Annotated in this window: 16 protein-coding genes; 14 read left to right on the top strand and 2 right to left on the bottom strand. The window is 41.7% G+C overall.

From position 1 onward, the window contains the following. Positions 1-25 precede the first annotated feature (25 nt). The 6 genes from RsY01_RS06690 to RsY01_RS06665 all read left to right on the top strand — a co-directional run bounded on the left by RsY01_RS06690 (position 26) and on the right by RsY01_RS06665 (position 7,073). Positions 26-1,129 carry a 3D domain-containing protein gene (locus RsY01_RS06690; protein ID WP_094784789.1) on the top strand — a complete coding sequence of 368 codons (1,104 nt, stop codon included), beginning with the start codon at positions 26-28 and terminating at the stop codon, positions 1,127-1,129. A 117-nt stretch (positions 1,130-1,246) separates the two neighbouring features. Continuing rightward, positions 1,247-2,131 (top strand): ribosome small subunit-dependent GTPase A, encoded by an 885-nt coding sequence (gene rsgA, locus RsY01_RS06685; RefSeq protein ID WP_094784788.1) that lies wholly within the window; start codon positions 1,247-1,249, stop codon positions 2,129-2,131. After that, positions 2,128-2,775, top strand: coding sequence for a ribulose-phosphate 3-epimerase (gene rpe / locus RsY01_RS06680; RefSeq protein WP_094784787.1), 648 nt, complete (start codon positions 2,128-2,130; stop codon positions 2,773-2,775). Before rsgA ends, rpe begins: the two co-directional genes overlap by 4 nt. A 59-nt stretch (positions 2,776-2,834) precedes the next feature. Beyond that, entirely contained in the window at positions 2,835-3,971 is a 1,137-nt protein-coding gene (locus tag RsY01_RS06675; protein WP_094784786.1) for a metallophosphoesterase family protein, read from the top strand. Further along, on the top strand, positions 3,961-6,126 hold the full coding sequence (locus RsY01_RS06670; protein WP_094784785.1) for an ATP-binding protein: 2,166 nt from the start codon (positions 3,961-3,963) through the stop codon (positions 6,124-6,126). The genes RsY01_RS06675 and RsY01_RS06670 overlap by 11 nt, the downstream gene beginning before the upstream one ends. Further along, a complete protein-coding gene (locus tag RsY01_RS06665; RefSeq protein ID WP_094784784.1) occupies positions 6,123-7,073 on the top strand; it encodes a 3'-5' exoribonuclease YhaM family protein in 951 nt (316 codons plus the stop codon). The genes RsY01_RS06670 and RsY01_RS06665 overlap by 4 nt, the downstream gene beginning before the upstream one ends. Positions 7,074-7,133: 60 nt before the next feature. Here the strand turns inward: RsY01_RS06665 and RsY01_RS06660 are convergent, their stop codons facing one another. Continuing rightward, positions 7,134-7,700 carry a TetR/AcrR family transcriptional regulator gene (locus RsY01_RS06660; RefSeq protein WP_094784783.1) on the bottom strand — a complete coding sequence of 189 codons (567 nt, stop codon included), beginning with the start codon at positions 7,698-7,700 and terminating at the stop codon, positions 7,134-7,136. Between the two features lie 208 nt (positions 7,701-7,908). Here RsY01_RS06660 and RsY01_RS06655 point away from each other — a divergent pair, with 208 nt between their 5' ends. The 8 genes from RsY01_RS06655 (at position 7,909) to RsY01_RS06620 (ending at position 18,256) form a co-directional block, all read left to right on the top strand. Then, positions 7,909-8,781: an aldose 1-epimerase family protein gene (locus tag RsY01_RS06655; protein WP_094784782.1), complete on the top strand. Its 873-nt coding sequence runs from the start codon at positions 7,909-7,911 to the stop codon at positions 8,779-8,781. A gap of 169 nt (positions 8,782-8,950) precedes the next feature. After that, positions 8,951-10,468: a phosphohexomutase domain-containing protein gene (locus RsY01_RS06650; RefSeq protein WP_094784781.1), complete on the top strand. Its 1,518-nt coding sequence runs from the start codon at positions 8,951-8,953 to the stop codon at positions 10,466-10,468. Positions 10,469-10,578: 110 nt separating this feature from the next. Beyond that, positions 10,579-11,688, top strand: a complete 1,110-nt coding sequence (locus tag RsY01_RS06645) for a cystathionine gamma-synthase (RefSeq protein ID WP_094784780.1) — start codon at positions 10,579-10,581, stop codon at positions 11,686-11,688. Positions 11,689-11,697: 9 nt separating this feature from the next. Further along, positions 11,698-12,864, top strand: a complete 1,167-nt coding sequence (locus tag RsY01_RS06640; protein WP_094784779.1) for a MalY/PatB family protein — start codon at positions 11,698-11,700, stop codon at positions 12,862-12,864. 187 nt (positions 12,865-13,051) lie between these two features. Then, positions 13,052-14,995 carry a MucBP domain-containing protein gene (locus RsY01_RS06635; RefSeq protein WP_094784778.1) on the top strand — a complete coding sequence of 648 codons (1,944 nt, stop codon included), beginning with the start codon at positions 13,052-13,054 and terminating at the stop codon, positions 14,993-14,995. A gap of 251 nt (positions 14,996-15,246) precedes the next feature. Beyond that, the gene (gene upp / locus RsY01_RS06630; RefSeq protein WP_094784777.1) at positions 15,247-15,882 is read left to right on the top strand and encodes a uracil phosphoribosyltransferase; all 636 of its coding nucleotides are present in this window, start codon (positions 15,247-15,249) and stop codon (positions 15,880-15,882) included. 4 nt (positions 15,883-15,886) lie between these two features. Then, positions 15,887-16,213 carry a hypothetical protein gene (locus RsY01_RS06625; protein ID WP_094784776.1) on the top strand — a complete coding sequence of 109 codons (327 nt, stop codon included), beginning with the start codon at positions 15,887-15,889 and terminating at the stop codon, positions 16,211-16,213. 198 nt (positions 16,214-16,411) lie between these two features. Further along, on the top strand, positions 16,412-18,256 hold the full coding sequence (locus RsY01_RS06620) for an APC family permease (protein ID WP_094784775.1): 1,845 nt from the start codon (positions 16,412-16,414) through the stop codon (positions 18,254-18,256). Between the two features lie 107 nt (positions 18,257-18,363). Here RsY01_RS06620 and RsY01_RS06615 read toward each other — a convergent pair whose 3' ends face one another. Next, positions 18,364-19,131 (bottom strand): MurR/RpiR family transcriptional regulator, encoded by a 768-nt coding sequence (locus tag RsY01_RS06615; RefSeq protein WP_094784774.1) that lies wholly within the window; start codon positions 19,129-19,131, stop codon positions 18,364-18,366. Between the last annotated feature and the right edge of the window lie 28 nt (positions 19,132-19,159).

Below are 19,159 nucleotides of genomic sequence, written 5' to 3'. Positions count from 1 at the left end.
ACGCAATGTTTTGGTGTCTTTTTTTATGATAAAATATCAGGATATGAGAAAACGATTATTAGGACTGACGCTGTGTCTGATACTTTTGACACCATCAATCGGCAGGGTGTTTGCCAATGATAAAACCTCGACTTATGATGCCGAAATCAAGGCAGCCCAGAGTAAGGCAAGCGGCATTCAAGCAGATTTAGAAGCGTCTTTGACGGCTGTCAATCTAGTCTACCAAAAGGCCTATGCTAGTAAGCAAGCTGTCGCCGATGGGGAAAGCAAAATCGCTGACTTGACCAGTCAAATCGCCAAAACAGATGATGAAATCAAGGCACGGGAAGCGGTTATGGCAAGCCAGATGCGTCAGGCGCAAACTGAAAATGTGTCATCGAGTTTCATTGAGACGATTATGGCGTCAGGGAATTTTTCAGATATGATTACGCGCGTGGTGAGTTTGACCACGTATCGCAAGATGCAAAATGAAAAAGTTGAGAAATTGAATGACTTGAAAACAGCCTCAACTAAGCTGAAATCTGACTTGGAAAGTCAACAAACGCAACTGAAAGAAAATGCCAAAGCTTACGAAACGGAATATGACCAATTAGAAACGAAATTAGACACTCTTCGGACGCAGATGGCAGATAATCAAGCGCAGATGGCTGATTTGTCTAGCTCGAAAGCTGCGGAAGAAAAGCGACAGGCTGATGAAACGGCGCGTGAAAAGGCTAAGGAGATTGCTGAACCTAAGCCAAGTCAATCTGCTGGTGCAGGGCAACCAAACGCTCCCGCTGATACGGGTAACACTGGTGATAACAGTCCAGCGCCCATTGCGCCAAACACACCATCAGGCAAGAGTATGACGGTATCGACGACGGGCTACTCATCAGATGGCGCGGACGGCATGACGCCGGGGCACATCACAGCGACCGGCATTGATCTCTGGGTGAATCCCATGTGTGTAGCGGTTGATCCGAGTGTCATTCCGCTGGGGTCAATGGTGGAGGTACCCGGTTATGGGATTGCAATTGCTGGCGACACTGGCGGTGCCATCAAAGGCTATAAGGTCGATTTGCACTTCAAAACGACCAAGGCAGCCATTAATTGGGGGCGACGCACCGTAACCATTAAAGTTTTAGGCTAACCGCAAGCGATTTGCGGTTTTTTGCTGTTTTGAAAGTCGTAGTTAAAATCAAGTTTTTATATCAGATGATGATAGTTATGGCTACTGTCGCCCCATGGAATATGGTATAATCGAGATATGATAAAATTTGGCAGAATATTAAAATCATTGAGTGGCTTTTATTATATTCAAGACGAGGAGGACGGTCTGGTCTATCAAACCCGGGCGAGAGGGAATTTTCGTCAGAAAGGGACAAAGCCGATTGTTGGCGACTTTGCAGAGTTTTCTGCCGAGGCTAATTCAGAAGGTTATGTCCTCGCGCTAAAAGCGCGTGAAAATAGCCTAGTCAGACCACCGATTGCCAATATTGATCAGGCTGTGGTCGTGATTTCTGCCGTTGAACCAACTTTTTCCCTGAATTTATTGGATCGCTTTTTGGTTTTATTGACCAATAAAGGCATAGAACCCCTGATTTACCTGTCTAAATTAGACTTAGTGGCAGATTTGGCAACGTTTGAAAAAACGCAAGCAGATTATGAAAAAATAGGCTACAAATTTTTCATGAATGACTGGGAAAAAATTCTCCCAGAATTTTCGAGCAAGGTCACGGTTTTCATGGGGCAAACAGGCGTTGGAAAATCAACCTTGCTCAATAAAATCGCACCAGAAATGTTACTGGCGACCCAAGAAATCTCTGACAAACTCGGTCGTGGTCGCCATACGACGCGTCATGTAGAGTTGTTTGAGGTACATGACGGTCTCATCGCAGATACGCCAGGCTTTTCATCCTTGGACTATGAGATTAGCAACCAGCCAGATTTAAATGCGGCATTTCCAGAAATTTTACGTCAATCTTTTGGCTGTAAATTCCGCGAGTGTACGCATACCCATGAACCTAACTGTCAGGTCAAACCTGCGGTTGAAGCGGGCGACATTTTACAATCGCGATACGATAATTACTTGCTATTTCTAGCAGAAATACAAGGCAAACGAGAAACCTATAAGAAAGTGGTGAAAAAATGAAACTTGCACCTTCAATTTTAGCAGCAGATTTTGGTCATTTTGCGCGTGATGCTAAGCGACTTGAAGTCGCGGGCGCTGATTATCTCCATATCGATATTATGGACGGTCATTTTGTAGAGACGATTACTTTTGGCGCAGATGTTGTTAAAGCGATTCGACCTGAGACCAAGTGTCTGTTGGATTGTCACCTCATGGTAGAAAATCCAGAAAAATATGTGGACAGTTTTGCCCAAGCAGGTGCTGATAGTCTGACGATTCATGTCGAAGCGACCCATCATAGTCATGGCGCGCTCCAGAAAATCAAGGCTGCTGGTATGCGAGCTGCCATTGCTATCAATCCGGGAACAGATATTTCAGCGATTAAACACGTGTTGAGCCTTGTTGACATGGTCTTAGTCATGACCGTTAATCCTGGTTTTGGCGGTCAAAAATTCCTGCCGGAATGTCTCGAAAAAGTCAGAGAATTAGTCGATATTCGTGAGTTTCAAGGATTAGACTTTGAGATTGAAGTCGACGGTGGCGTCGATGATCAGACGATTGTTGCCTGTCGCGAGGCGGGTGCAGATGTATTTGTCGCAGGTTCTTTCGTTTTCAATGGCAATGTTGAAGAAAATATCGAAAAACTGCGAGCAAAATTGATTTAAAAACGTATCGTTAAAAGAGGATACGAGCTTACCTAGAGGTGCCCAATAGAAAGTCAATTATGAAATTTATACACACAGCAGATTTACATTTAGATCGGGAATTTGAAGGCTTAGTACAGGAAACCCCTTTTCAACCCTATCGGATATTGGAAAAAATTATTGATTTAGCCATTTCTGAAGCAGTCGAAGTGGTGCTTTTTGCTGGGGATAATTTCCATCAATCACAGCCTAGTATCAAGATTCAGAATTATTTTATCGAGCAGTTGACACGTCTGCAGCCCTACGGTATTCAGGCGGTCATTATTTTTGGTAACCATGATTATTATCGAGAATCCGTCTATTGGATTGATTTTCCTGAACATGTGACTGTCTTTAAGTCAGAGACTGTCACCACGCAAAAATTGACCTTGAAAACAGGCGAAAGGCTTGCGGTGTCAGGCTTTTCCTATCAGCACCCCCATCTATCTGTCAATAAAGTCGAGGACTATCCAGAAAAAGATGGTAGCTGTGATTATCACATTGGGCTTTTTCACGGCGAGTTTTCGGGTCAATCTTTTGCACCAGCTACTCTAACAGATATGCTCGCTAAAGACTATCATTATTGGGCTTTGGGGCATATTCATCTCGCTAATCAAGTCGCTGATAATGTGATTTATCCCGGAACGCCGCAAGGTCGAAATAAAAAGGAAACGACGAATTTAGTCGTTCTTGGCGAAATGACACCCACAGGGAATTTGATTTACTTCCGTGATTTGGCAGAAGTGCATTTTGAAACATTATCCATTGATTTGTCAGCCTGCCAGACATTGGTTCAAGCCCTGACTTTTATCAAGTCAAACTTGGTAGATACGGCGACTTTTTACAGTTTAAATCTTGAAAATTACGAAACGATTGCGGATCATCTCCAAGAAGCAGTTGACAATGATGAATTGCTAGAAGAATTGCGGCAAAGTCATGTGATTGTCAAGCTGAAATTGATGCCACTTTCATCTGAAACAGATGAGCTGACAAAGATTGTCGTGCCTGATTTGAGATTGCCAGCCCTTGATTTGGAACAAGTCTATAGTCTCTTACCCCATAAACAAGAAATTCGCGCCGTCTTTGAAGATGCTGATTTTCAAGATGAAGTTCAGGAAAATTTGGCTTTATTTGCCAGTCAACACTTTGAGTTTGGAGGCACTTTAGATGAAAATTAAGCAACTCAGAATCGAAGGGTTTGGCAAACTTGTCAATCAGACCTATGATTTAGAAGATTTCACGACTTTTCTAGGTGAAAATGAAGCGGGCAAATCGACAATCTTAGCCTTTATCAAATACATGTTGTTTGGCTTTGAAAATGCCACCACTTCAAATCAAGAGTTCAACCCCTTGAATTTCAAAACTTATGGCGGCCAGATTTTTCTGACCCATGCCGGGAAGTCAATTCGCATTGAACGTCTGAAAATCTTACGGAGTGGGCGACCAAGTTTTGTTTGTGAAATTGATGATGGCACTCGCGTGACGATGCTAGATGAATCATCATGGCGTGATTTTATTAGACCGATTACAGTCAAGACTTTTTCTGAAATTTATTCTGTCACCCAAGAAAATCTGCAAATCTCAACGGTCAGAGATTATAATGCTGAACGCTTAGATGACGAATGGCGGATGTCTGCAACGACAGGTTCAGTCGCACTGTTTGATCAAATTCAAACACTATCTAAAGCCCGAGATGAGATTTTTACGACAACACGCGCAACTAAAAAGCCGCTCAATCAAGTTCTGGCTGACATTGCTACAGTCCAAGTTGCCATTCAGGAAAAAACGACTGAAGAACAGGCTTTATTACCCTTGATGACTGAAAACGATCGACTTCATGATGAGATTATTACCCGGCGTGAGGCGCAAGAAAACCTGGATGCTGAGATTAATCAAATCAGGCATCGCCTTAGTTTTTTGGCGGAATATCAAGAATATGCCCAACTAGAAAAGCAAGATTTAACCAATATTTTATCTGCTGATGAAGCCGAAAATTTACGTCGTAAGCATGCTCTACATGAAAAATACAGTCAAGAAATCAGTAGCTTAACGCAAAAAATCGCTGAAAATGCGATGGCTTTGGAAAAATTAGCGACACCGAAAAATCAATTCCTGCAAGAACCTAAAACAACAGATTTATTAAAACGCTTAAAAGGGGATTATCCACAAGCAATCGCTGCAGAGCAACGCATTGATGAGCTGAAATTTACAAAAATTTATCTGCTTTTAGCAATCATCAGCCTTATCTTTATGGGGATTAGCTTTATTTTTAGTCCCCTCCTCGCCCTCGTCTTTTTGGCAATCGGTGCAGGCTTAGCTTTCTGGCAAGTTAAAACAGGTCGTCATGACAGTGAAAAATTAGCTGAAAATCAAGTGATTCTGTCACATTTTGATGACAAATTGGCTTATTTCAAAGATTGGCTCCCGTCTGAAAGTCAAGATGTTGTCGGCAAAGTTGCTGATTTGACACAGCTTGATGAAGAGGCACAGGTGTTACATGTGACCTTGAGCCGTTATGACCAAGTCGCAGATACAGCCAAGTTGAGGGGGTTACAAAAATTAGATGAAGCGATTTTTGCAGAGATACCGGATATTGATACAGCACCGAAACTGTTAGAACAATGGGCGCAACAATCCCGTGATTTGGTCCGCTTGACGCGTCTGAAAGAACAGTTATCTGGTATTATTGATATTTCAAAACCTTTCAATGGCAATGCAGAGCAACAGTTATTGAATCAAAAAACATCTGAAAAAATTCAAAAAACAGCTGAATTAAATCGTCTAATTGATACGCATTCTAAAAATACTGCTATGATTAATCAACAAAAAACAGATACGACATTAGCAACACTCGCAGCTAAATTAGCACGGAAAAAAGAAGCACTCCGTGATTATCTGGTTGATTTTGCAACTAAAACAACAGAAATCACCTTGACTGAGCAAGTCATGGCAGATTTATCTTCTGAAACATTGCCCGATATTTTAAATCGTGCCAGTGGGATGTTGGCTACTTTAACTAATCAGACCTGGCAAGAAATTTATCTGGATAAGGACATCTTATGGGTGAAAAATGCGCAGGATCAAAGTTTACGCCTGATTGATTTGTCAACGGGGACACGGGACCAGCTCCAATTAGCGCTGCGTCTCGCCTTTATCCAGTCTAAAAGCTTAGATTTTCCGATTTTCTTAGATGATAACTTCTTAAGATTTGACCAAAAACGTCGCCTTAATTTTTCAAATATGCTTGCTGAAATCGCCAAAGAACGACAAGTCATTTTATTAACGAGTGATCAGACTTTGGTGCCTGAAACGAAAGGAACGATTAGACTATGACACAGCTAAAAGATTTACAGGTTGGCGATGCTTTTGAAGGCTTGTATCTGATTAAACAGGCTGATTTGCGTCAGACACGGGCAGGCAAGCCATTTTTGGCCATGATTTTCCAAGATAGAACGGGTCAGATTGGTGGCAACCTTTGGGATGCTGATGATCACATGGTTGAAACTTTTACGAAAGGTAAAGTTGTTTATATGCGTGCGGTGAAAGAGCTCTATCAAGGCTCACCGCAAGTCAATAAAATCTTTTTACGCCTACCAGAAAATACAGAACCCAATAATCCCAAAGATTTTAAGCCAAAATCACCGGTTAATGAACAAGAATTACGGGAGTATATCTCCAGAACCATTTTTAAGATTGAAAATGCGACTTGGAATCGGATTGTGCGGCATATTTTTAAAAAATATGATAAAGCATTTTTCGAGTATCCAGCTGCTAAAACCAATCATCATGCCTTCGAGGGTGGTCTGAGTTTTCATACAGCTACCATGGCACAACTGGCTGAAAAAATTTGTGAAGTTTATCCGACATTAAATGAAAGTTTGATGTTGGCAGGGATTTTGCTCCATGATATGGCGAAAGTTATTGAGTTTTCAGGTGCTGAAAACACGACCTATACCTTAAAAGGGAATTTGATTGGTCATATCGTTTTAATCGATGAAGAGGTTTCAGAAGCTATCCGCGAGCTGGACATTGATAACGATAAAGAAGATGTGACCATTTTGCGCCATGTCCTCCTGGCGCATCATGGGCTTCAAGAATACGGTAGCCCTGTTAGACCACAAATCATGGAAGCAGAAGTCATCCATCAAATCGATATGCTGGATGCCAGCATGATGATGATGCAGACAGCGCTCAACCAGATTGTACCAGGTGAGATGACACCACGTATTTTTCCATTGGACAATCGGAATTTTTATAAACCCGACTGGCAATCCAACTAAATCAGACAGCAAAAAAACTTCAAATCTCAGATTTGAAGTTTTTTAGTGTAGACTGTTTAGTTAAGATTTAGCAATTTCCATCTTGAGGACATCATTGATCGCATCCTTTAAAAATGAAATGATTTCAAATTGGCTAGGGTGAATGGTATCACTCGCGATGAGATTTGCGAAGCCGGTTGAGACAACCCATGTACCAGTCAAGAGGGAGTTAAGCTTTGCCTCTGACAATTTGGAGTAAGTCGGATCATCTTGAATAATTGTTCGGAAAATATTATAAGAGAACTCGTTGACAGAATGATTATCATCGCCATGTTTTTCCAAATAAATAGTTCTGAACAATTTTGGATTTTCGCAAGAAAAATTAATATAGTTGAGGCAGAGGTTGATAATTGGGTCATCGTGTGTTTTTTTATTAAAAACTTCGTTTTGAAGCTTGTAGTAAATCTGAGAAAAAAGCTCGCGTTTGAGTGCTGCCATATTCTCGAATTCAGCATAAAGTGGTTGTGTTGAGATATTCATATATTTAGATAGCCCGCGAGCAGTCAATTCACTAGGACTTTTCTCAATGATAAACTGCTCAGCAGCACGTAAAATATTTTCTTTAAAAATTGTCTTATTTCTAGCCATGTCATTTCACCTTTCGTTAGTTATTTATTATATACTATAAAAGCACATTTTACAAGTCATATGATAATTATAAACATGGTATAATAAGAGAAGACGAATTTAATCGCTCAAAAGGCCGTTAATGACGATAAAAGTGCCTATCTTTAGAACGGTTGAATGGCGTCAACAGATCCCTAAGCTGATCGAGTAAAAGAAAAAAGGAGTCAGGATGACAACGACAAAACTTTCAAATGATGTATTAAGCATCGCCATTCAAGATTTTGGGGCTGAATTGCACTCAATCCAAAAAGACAATATAGAGTATCTTTGGCAAGGAGACCCTGAATTTTGGGCACGTCAAGCACCCATATTGTTTCCAATTGTTGGCAAATTGAAAAATGGTAGCTATACCTATGACAATGAAACTTTCAAACTCGGTGGTCATGGTTTTGCCCGCGATCAGGTCTTTAAATTGCTGGAAAGTGAAGCCAATGAAGCCATTTTTGAACTGAAAGCCAACAAGGAAACACGTGCTGTCTATCCTTTTGATTTTCGTCTTCGGATTACCTACAAATTAGTCAATAATCAACTGACTGTAAAGTGGGAAGTGAAAAACCTCGATGAACAAGATATGTATTTTGGTATCGGTGCCCATCCTGCTTTTAATGTCCCACTTGAAAGTGGCACGTTTGAAGATTATCGCTTGACGATTAGTCCAGCACAGGCTCGTCAATACATCCCGCTCAATCCAGCAACAGGTGTGCTTAATTTATCACAAAAACATGCGGTTGACCAGACTGAATTTGCCTTGACGCGTGAGCTTTTCAAGGATGATGCCCTTGTTTTTGAAACACCAGAAGCAACAGAAGTGAGCTTGACGAACACAGTCAATGACCGCTCAGTCAAAATTGCTTGGGAAAATATGCCTTTTCTTGGTCTGTGGAGCCCCTATCCTGCTGAAGCACCTTTTGTGTGTATTGAACCATGGTGCGGTATCGCAGATGACCAAAATACAGATGGCGATTTAACGACTAAGTTTGGGATTAATACCTTAGCACCAGGTAAAAAATTCAAAGCTGCTTATACGATTGAAATTAATTAAAATTAGAGAAAACGTTATGAAAAAATCATAACGTTTTTGTCTTTTAGTTTAAAATATGGAATCGTTTCCAAGAAAGGTTTGATATAATAGAGTTATCTTTTGATTGATAGGCAATATAGAGCTATCTAGACAATTACCTTAATCTTTTATCGACAAAATGGGAGAAAAAATGCACATCACAGACTTACAAAACGGTTCGGACATTCGGGGCATTGCGATTGCGACACCTGAAGACGCCGTCACTTTAACACCAGAAGTTGCTCAAGCAGTTGGTCGCGGTCTCGTGAATTGGCTGGTTGCTGAAAAACAATTGGGCAGCCAACTTGAACAAGAAAAGCTAACAGTTGCCGTGGGTCAAGATAGTCGCCTATCAGGCGATGCGCTCAAAACGGCCTTGATAGCAGGGATTACTTCGCAGGGTGCGCATGTCATTGATACGGCGCTATCAACGACGCCAGCCATGTTCAAGGCAACCCAATTTCCTGATTTTGATTGCGATGCCGCGGTCATGCTGACAGCCAGCCACTTGCCTTTTTACTTTAATGGTATTAAAATTTTCAGTCGTGATGGCGGTGCTGAGCATGACGATATTCATTATATTTTGACGCACACGGACAAAAATACTCAGAAAAATTTGGGGCATGTCTCAGAAAAAGATTTGCTCACGCCTTATGCGCAAGATCTCGTTAATCAGATTATCGCAGGAACTGGTCTCGCAAATCCTAAACCACTGACAGGCTATCATATCATTGTGGATGCGGGCAATGGTACAGGGGGCTATTTTGCTGAAAAAGTTTTGTCAGTGCTGGGAGCGAATACCTCAGGCAGTCAATTCTTAGAGCCTGACGGTCATTTTCCCAATCATATCCCTAATCCTGATAATCCCGAGGCTATGGCCAGTATCCGTCAAGCGGTGCTAACTCATCAGGCGGATCTCGGTGTGATTTTTGACACAGACGTTGATCGTAGCGCTGTCGTTGATCAATTTGGCAACACCTTAAATCGCAATAATCTGATTGCCATCTTAGCCAAAATAGTTTTGGAGCAGACACCAGGCGCGACCATTGTTACCAATTCACCGACCTCAACGCATCTGAAAAATTTCATCACGCAACTTGGTGGCAAGCAGGTCCGCTATTTATGTGGCTACCGCAATGTCATCAACAAGGCTATCCAGCTCAATCAAGCAGGGATTGACACGCCGCTTGCCATCGAAACAAGTGGGCACGCTGCCTTCAGGGAAAATGATTTTCTTGACGACGGTGCTTATGTCATTGCCAAAATTTTGATGCTCTTGCCGCAATTAAAGGCTGACAATCGGCAACTGAGTGACCTGATTTCAGACTTGCAACAGCCCATCGACACTCAGGAAATTCGCTTTAAAATCAACTTGGCCGATTATCGGTCTTACGGTGAGCAGGTGATTTCGGCGCTCGGCGCATTTGTGACAGCAACAGCGGATTTTGACACTGACACGGATAATGAAGAGGGCATTCGGGTTAATCTGACGGGTACTTATGGTCAGGGCTGGTTCTTGCTGCGCATGAGCCTTCATGAACCCTTGCTTGTCTTGCAGGTCGAAAATGATGTGCTGGGTAAAAATCAGCTGGTCTTTGAAACTTTAGCGACGTTTTTCAATCAGTGCCAACCATTGGACCAATCAGCTTTGGAGAAGTTGCTGAGCTAGTCATTTAAAATTTGAATGTTAGTCATTTAAAAATTTTATGGCTATAAGTCGTTTTTTATATTTCAAACGTGCTAAAATAATAGCAACTATTAAATAAAATGAGGTGAAGAATGACCAAGCAAGCTGAACAGCAGACACCAAAACTGGATACGATTTTATCTCATATTGGGATCAATCGGGACGAAGCGACTGGGTCTTTGATTTCGCCCATTCATTTTTCGACGACCTACCAGCACCCTGAGTTTGGTAAGTCGACAGGATTTGACTATACGCGAACGAAAAACCCAACGCGGGCGAATTTAGAAGAAGCCTTGGCAGCGATTGAAGCGGGGCAGTTTGCCATTGCGACGAGTTCAGGCATGGCAGCGATCGTACTTGCGCTAGAAATCTTCCCTGTCGGTTCGAAAATCGTCGCGTCACGTGATTTATACGGCGGTTCTTTTCGTTGGTTTAATGACCAGCAAAAACGGGGGATTTTCGACTTCACTTATGTGGTGACAGAAGCCGATATGTTGGCTGCCATCACGCCAGAGACGGCTATCGTCTACATCGAAACCCCGACTAACCCGCTCATGATTGAAGTCGACATTGCCAAGGTCGCTGAAAAAGCACATGAAAATGGTGCCAAAGTGATTGTCGACAATACTTTTTATACGCCGATTTATCAGCAACCATTAGTGCTGGGTGCGGATATCGTTGTTCATTCAGCAACCAAATACCTGGCAGGCCATAATGATGTCTTGGCGGGTGCGGTGATTGTTAAAGATCAGGCTTTGTATGAGCAGTTGATTTACAATCTCAACACGACTGGCCCTGTACTGTCTCCCTTTGATAGTTATCTGGTTATGCGCGGTCTGAAAACACTTGCCTTGCGGATGCGTCAGGCGACGATGAATGCCAATCAAGTCGCTGAATTTCTAAGACAGCACGAGGCGGTCAAAGAAGTCCTCTATACAGGCCTTGGAGGCATGATTGCTTTTAAAGTCTCTGACCAAGCTAAAATCCCAGCCTTGATTAATGCGCTCAAAGTTTTCACTTTTGCTGAAAGTCTCGGTGGGGTGGAATCCCTGATTACTTATCCGACGACACAAACCCATGCAGATATTCCAGCAGCAGTCCGAGCGAGTTATGGTCTGACAGACGATTTACTGCGCTTATCTATTGGCATCGAAGATGCGACAGATTTGATTGCTGATTTGGCTAACGCCTTGAAAGTATGACAATAAATAATGACAAGAAACTATAATTTTACAACAGCTCCAAAACGATTAGGGAACCACTCTATTAAATGGCAGGCAACAGAAAAAGATTCAGAGATTTTGCCGATGTGGATTGCCGATATGGACTTTGAGACTTTTCCTGAGATGACTGCTGCCATCCATAGGTTTGCAGATTTTGGTGTTTACGGCTATGCCTATCCTGCACCCTCGCTTTTTGAGGCGATTATTGCTTGGGAGAAAAATCAGCACGGCTATGCGATTGAGAAAGATGACATCACTTTGATTGAAGGTGTCGTGCCAGCCTTATCCGTTAGTATACAAGCTTTCACTCAGGAAGGCGATGCGATTTTGATTAACACCCCGCTCTATCCGCCTTTTACGCGCTCGATTCAACTCAACAATCGCAAGGTCGTGACAAGTCCTCTCGTTGAACAGGACGGTCGCTTTACTATTGACTTTGAACAGTTGGAACAAGCGATTATCGACAACGACATCAAACTCTACGCCTTTTGTAGCCCGCATAATCCTGGTGGTCGTGTTTGGACTAAGGAAGAGTTGAAGCGCGTGGCAGAACTCTGTCGCAAGCACCAGGTTATCCTCGTCTCAGATGAAATTCATCAAGATTTGACCCTCTTTGGGCATCAGCACCATAGCATCAATACCGTTGGCGATTACCGCGATTTTACCGTCATCTTAACTAGCGCCACGAAAACCTTTAATATCGCTGGCACCAAAAATTCTTTTGCCATCATCGAAAATCCGACCCTCAAAAAGCAATTTAGAGACCGCCAGTTAGCTAACAATCAGCATGAAATTTCGACCCTAGGTCTCATCGCCACAGAAACTGCGCTAACCTACGGTCAGCCATGGCTGCAGGAACTCAGGCAAGTGCTGGCAGAAAATATTGACTATCTCATTGCTTATTTTGCTGAGCATGCACCCAAGATTAAAGTCATGAAACCAGAAGGCAGTTATCTGGTCTGGCTTGATTTCAGTGCTTATGGTCTGTCCCATGACGCCTTGCAGAAATGCTTGCGCGACCAAGCCAAAGTCATCTTGAATGACGGCACAAATTTTGGCGTTGAGGGGACACATCATGCTCGCTTTAATGTCGCAGCCCCACTTGACCACGTTAAGTTAGCAGTCGAACGGATTGCTGCAGTCCTGCCTCAATAAATCCAGCAATCAAGCCAATCTTAAACGCAACGATACCTATAAAAATTCAAGAGAGACTATCTTTTGAATTTTTTTATTTTGATAAAATGAAATTAGAAAACTCCTTGTTTTTTTGTTTTTTTTATTGTAAAATTAAGATATAAGGTAATATAGATGTTGTTGTTTAAAGAAAGAGGAGGGGAGTATTATGAGGAAAAAACGGTTAAGTACAAGTTTGCTTTTGCTACTGGTCGCAAGTCAAATCAATCCGATAGCTGCGTCGGCAGATGCATTAGGCAATACCTTAAAGCCGACATTAAATGAGCTGATTAAACCAACATTTGGTGGTCAGTTACGCAATGCTAGCGACATTAACAGTTGGATGCCGGATAAAAATCTTCAAAAAATAATCGAGAATATGTTAGGATTAAGTCAAGTTGATGAGATAACAAAAGAATTATTGGCTAACGGTAATATCGTTATTTCAGATGCTGACACGATGACTGAAGAACTGCTACCAGAAATCAAAGATTTTACAGGATTAGAGTATGCTTCAAATATCACTTTCTATCTAAGTGGGACAGCTGACTGCTCGTTTGAGTCGATTAATGGGTTGTTGTCACCTGAACTCAAGGCAATAACATCGTTTTGGGCTTATAAAAATTTAGCCCTAGTTTTTCCAGATGGCATTGATTTTTCAAAGTTTGATGATTATTATTATGTAGGGATAGATCCGCATAATGTTTATTCGACGACCCATAGCTTTTCTCTGAATGACAAAAATTATACCAGTTTCTTTCTGAGTTTCAGTGATGTCAAATTATCAAATGTTTCCGATATTGAATATATCCCAGAAGTTAGAATAAGATATGGTGAGAATAAACAACTGGTGTATGAAGGAGCAGTTCAAGATAACGGTATTAAATTCACACTTGATTCATCTTATAGTCCTGATATTGATTATGCTGAATTAGCTGGACAAACCTTTGTGACGCCTTCTGAAGATATCAATTATCCTACTGGACCATTTACTCAAATTCATTTTGGAAACGCTAAAAAAACTTTAGGCGCTTATGTCAATGTTTGTTTTGCTGTTACTTTTGGTTATGAGGCCTCTGATTTAACGGTTAAGTATCAAGATACTGATGGGCATGAGATTGCGACGCCCCAAACCCTCTCTGGAAACATCGGTGACGCCTATGATGTCACAACAGCTGCCTATAAACTAGATATTCCCGGTTATATCTTTAAGGAAGTCCAAGGTCAAGCCATAGGAACGCTCACAAATCAAGCCCAAACCGTGATTTTTGTCTATACGAAGGCGCCAGACAAGGCTAAAGATTTAACGCTTGAGTACATCGACACCGATGGCAAGAAAATCGCAACGGCTCAAACCATCTCAGGGAACGTCGGTGACACTTATGATATCACGGGTAATGCCTATAAACAAACCATTCTTGGTTACACTTTCAAGGAAATCCAAGGTCAAACGACAGGCACCCTTTCTAATCAAGCTCAAACCGTGACTTTTGTCTATACCAAAAACCCTGTTAAAGCTGAACTTTTAACAGTTCGGTATCATGACACAGCGGGGAACAAAATCGCAGATTTCAAAACCGTTTCAGGTAATATCGGCGACCCATATGACGTCTCAACTGATGCACATAAACTAGACATCGAGGGGCATACCCTCCAGGAAGTCCACGGTCAAACGACGGGAGTCTTGACAGATAAGGCACAAATCGTGACTTATGTGTACGCTAAAAATCCAGTCAAAGCCAAAGATTTAACGGTTAAATACCAAAATGTTGACGGTAAGGAAATCGCAACTGCTAAAACTGTTTCAGGTCATGTTGGTGATGCCTATGATGTCTCAACTAATGCTTATAAACAAGCAATCAACGGTTATACTTTTAAAGAAGTGACAGGTCAACCGATAGGGAAACTTACGGATAAGGATCAAACGGTCATTTACGTCTATACTAAAAATACCGATGATGTTTTACCACAAACTGGTAAAACCAATCAAAATACCCCAACGCTACCCAATACGGGAGATGGGACGGATCTCTCAGTGATGTTAGTAGGGATTTCATTGCTTTTCGTCACATTAATGACATGGTTGAACAAATTCAAAGTAGACAAACGCTAAGTGATTTGAAATTGAACGACCTTAAAACTTCTCGCTGTTAAGTCAACGAGAAGTTTTTTGTCTGGACTTGTCTGACAATTTACTTTCCCTCAAGTAGTCAACTATTTTTGAAAGTTTATTGTTGCCGGTTGCTTCAAAAGGGGTGTTGCGTTTGAAACGAAGCTCAGAAAATCTATCAGTACCATGGTAAATGCCCAATTTTTTTGATATAATGTTTAGGAAAGAAAATATCAGAAAGTTGGTTTATAATAATGGGAAAATTTCAGGTCGTAACACATCCGCTGATTCAGCATAAACTCACTATTTTACGTCAAACCTCAACGGGGACAAAAGATTTCCGTGAACTTGTGAATGAAATTGCCATGCTTTTAGGCTATGAAATTTCACGTGAATTGCCACTGGAAGATGTTGAAATTGAAACACCAATCACGAAGACAATTCAAAAAACATTATCAGGTAAAAAATTAGCCATCGTACCGATTTTGCGTGCAGGTATCGGGATGGTTGACGGGATTTTATCGTTAGTCCCTGCAGCAAAAGTGGGACACATCGGCATGTACCGTGATGAAGAAACCTTGCAACCAGTGGAATACTTGGTTAAACTACCTGAAGACATTGACCAACGCCAAATTTTTGTCGTTGACCCGATGTTAGCGACAGGTGGTTCTGCGATTTTGGCGATTGACTCACTTAAAAAACGTGGCGCAGGCGCTGCCAATATCAAATTTGTCTGTCTCGTTGCTGCACCAGAAGGGGTTAAAGCCTTACAAGCAGCGCATCCAGATGTTGATGTCTTCACGGCAGCCTTGGATGAAAAATTAAATGACCATGGCTACATCGTTCCAGGTTTGGGCGATGCAGGAGACCGTTTGTTCGGAACTAAATAATCAGATGACGCAACTTGATTTTATCCTAGCAAATTTTAGTGAGAGCAGAGAATATCTCGAGGATGGCTATTATCGGGTGCAGGACTTTGGTGATGGTAGCTATGAGCTAGAATTTTCTGTCGCTGGTTATTGTGGCACTTTTGATAGTCATCCGGCGATCAAATTTCGGATGGATGCTGAGACCAAAGCTGTGACTTTCTTGCTTTATCGCGATATGGTCGCAAGTCCCATCCAGTTTTTCAAGCCAGAAACAAAAAAAGATCAAGCCTTCGTTCAAGAACGTTTTGAACAATTATTGGCTAAATTTTATCAAGCTAAACATGCAAATTGACACCGCAAAAATGGCGGTGTTTTTTAATAAAAAAACAGTAAAGTACTTTGATTTCATTGCCTTTGGTGTTATAATGGTGAGATGAGTTAATGTGATTAAAAGCAGCAAATTTAAGTTAGAAATAAGCTATCGAAATCAGGTAGCGGCTAAGTTTTAGCACAGCTTTTAAAATATAGGACAGACTTAAACGGAGTGATTTTGAAAAAATTAAATGTGAAGCAGATTTTGGTTGGCAAGCCTTTAAAATCAACGGATGATGACAGTCATCTTCTCACAAAATTCCAAGCCTTAGCGATGTTATCTAGCGATGCCCTATCATCGATTGCCTATGGGACGGAGCAAATCGTTACGGTGCTTTTGACCCTGTCAGCGGCAGCTATCTGGTATAGTTTGCCGATTGCGGCGCTAGTGCTTGTCTTGCTGGTTGCCCTGACGCTGAGTTATCGGCAGATTATCCACGCCTACCCACAGGGCGGCGGGGCCTATGTCGTGTCGACGGAAAACTTGGGGGCTAATGCTGGCTTGATTGCGGGCGGTAGTCTCTTGGTCGACTATATGCTGACGGTAGCAGTTTCAGTTTCAGCGGGTGCTGATGCGATTACCTCTGCACTCCCATCTCTGCACCCCTATAATCTGCTGATTTCGATTATTTTGGTCTTATTATTGATGCTAATGAACCTCCGTGGTCTTCGTGAGTCGGCTGGTTTCTTATTAGTGCCAGTCTATACCTTTGTGACAGCGACTATCTTGCTACTCATCGTTGGCTTGTTTAGAGTGGTGACAGGCGACTTGGCTTACCATGCGACCAGTCATATCGGAGCAGCTGTGCCAGGGATTTCGATTATTCTCTTACTCAAAGCCTTTTCTAGCGGTTCAGCCAGTCTGACAGGTGTTGAGGCGATTTCGAACGCTGTCCCATTTTTCAAGAAACCTAAGGCGCGTAATGCGGCGGGAACTTTGGCTTTGATGGCGATGATTTTGGGACTATTCTTTACAGGGATTACTTTCCTCAACTACTATCTTGGTGTGGTGCCCAATGCCCATTCTACAGTGCTATCACAAGTTGCGCATGCGATTTTTGATGTCAATGGGGTTGGCCGTATTTTCTATTATATCTTCCAGTTCTCAACTGCGATGATTTTAGCCGTTGCCGCCAATACAGGGTTCTCAGCCTTTCCGATGCTCAGTTATAACCTAGCTAAAAATAAATATATGCCACACATGTACATGGAAAAAGGCGATAGATTAGGCTATTCGAACGGTATCATCAGTCTGGCGGCGGGTGCTGTGGTTTTACTTATGATTTTTAACGGATCGACTGAGCGTTTGATTCCGCTGTATTCTATCGGTGTTTTCGTGCCCTTTGCCCTTTCGCAAACTGGGATGGTCGTTAAGTGGCGCCGAGAAATGGGCAATAAATTCTGGCGTCATGCCCTGTCAAATATGATTGGTGCTGCGATTTCAGCGATTATTGTTCTGATTTTGCTCGTTTTCCGTTTAGCTGACATCTGGCCTTTCTTTATCGTCATGCCGATATTAATCGGAATTTTCTACGCCATCAAGCACCATTATACAGTGGTTGCGCATCAACTGCGGCTTGAAGATAAGGTCGTTGATCATGTGTATTCAGGTAATATTGTCATTGTTCTTGTCGGCAATGTGACCAATGTGGCAGTCGGTGCCATGAGCTATGCCCAATCCATCGGCTCTGAGGTTCTAGCGGTTCACGTGTCAACTAAGGAAACTTATCAGAAAGATAAGGAAGTCGAAGCAGAGTTTAAGACCTTATATCCAAACGTCCGCTTTTCGATTGTGGAATCAAGCTATCGTGATATCGTCAAGCCAGTAGTCCGCTATGTCGATTTAGTCTCGAAATCAGCGGAGAAGAAAAATCATACGGTGACAGTTATCGTGCCACAGTTTGTCCCGAAACATTCTTGGCAAAATATCCTCCACAATCAAATGTCCGTCCGCATGCGTTACTATCTCAGCTGGCGTGATAATGTGGTCGTGTCTAGCTATTCTTATCATTTGAAGAAATAAACTAAAATAAAAAACGCTGCAGGGCGTTTTTTTTTGTATCACAATATTGAAAAATAGTCGTCATATTTTTTGACGCTTTTTAATCATGACTTATAGAAGCAGTCAGTTTATCCCAAACGATAGCGTGTATTGATTTTCAGTAACATTGTTTCAAAAAGAATATCCGCAATGACCTCAAGTTGTAATCTGGAGCGCAGACGTTTTCTTTTAGGGGTGCTTTGAGAAACCATGAGGTTATTGTCGCATATCTGGAAAAGTTCACTATCAGAATTGCCGCTGATTAGACCACTTTTCACATTTTTAATTGCGCTGGAAAAAATGGCTTCTGTGACGTAATCTTCATGACCACCGAGCGAGAAAATTAAAATATAATCGTTCTCATTTGCAATAAACGGAATATTGGAAATAGGAGAATGCTCAGTAAAAGCATTAGACCAAATACCACTTTGCTGAATTTTTTTAGAAAAAGCTTTTGCAATTCCTGAAGAACTACCAACACCGATAATAAAACAACGATGAGCTGAAAGGATATTTTTGACGATTTCATTTAATTCATTAGGATTAATATTCGTCGTTGTTTTTTGCGTGTCATTTTGGATATTCAAAATAATTTCTTCAACACTTTCATACGGTGCATAGTCATTTGCCGAAGAATCAGCAAGCGCTAATTCATGTTTAAAAATGGTGAAGCTCGTATAACCGATTTTATTGATGGCGCGCATAATAGTTGGCGCTGAGACATGTACTTCTTGTTCGATGAGTCGTAGCTTTAAATCAATCATCTTTGTATTTAAACAATAGTTAATGACTTGTTGTTCAGCTTCAGATAAGCGATGATAATTATTCTTAATTTGAGATAAAACAGTAATTGCCATGGGAACTCCTTCTTATAACGCATTTTAA

The sequence above is a fragment of the Pseudolactococcus reticulitermitis genome, from assembly GCF_002260845.1.
Classification (GTDB): Bacteria; Bacillota; Bacilli; order Lactobacillales; family Streptococcaceae; genus Pseudolactococcus; species Pseudolactococcus reticulitermitis.
The sequence above is the reverse complement of the archived record's forward strand: the minus strand, read 5'-3'. Positions and strand labels throughout refer to the sequence as shown.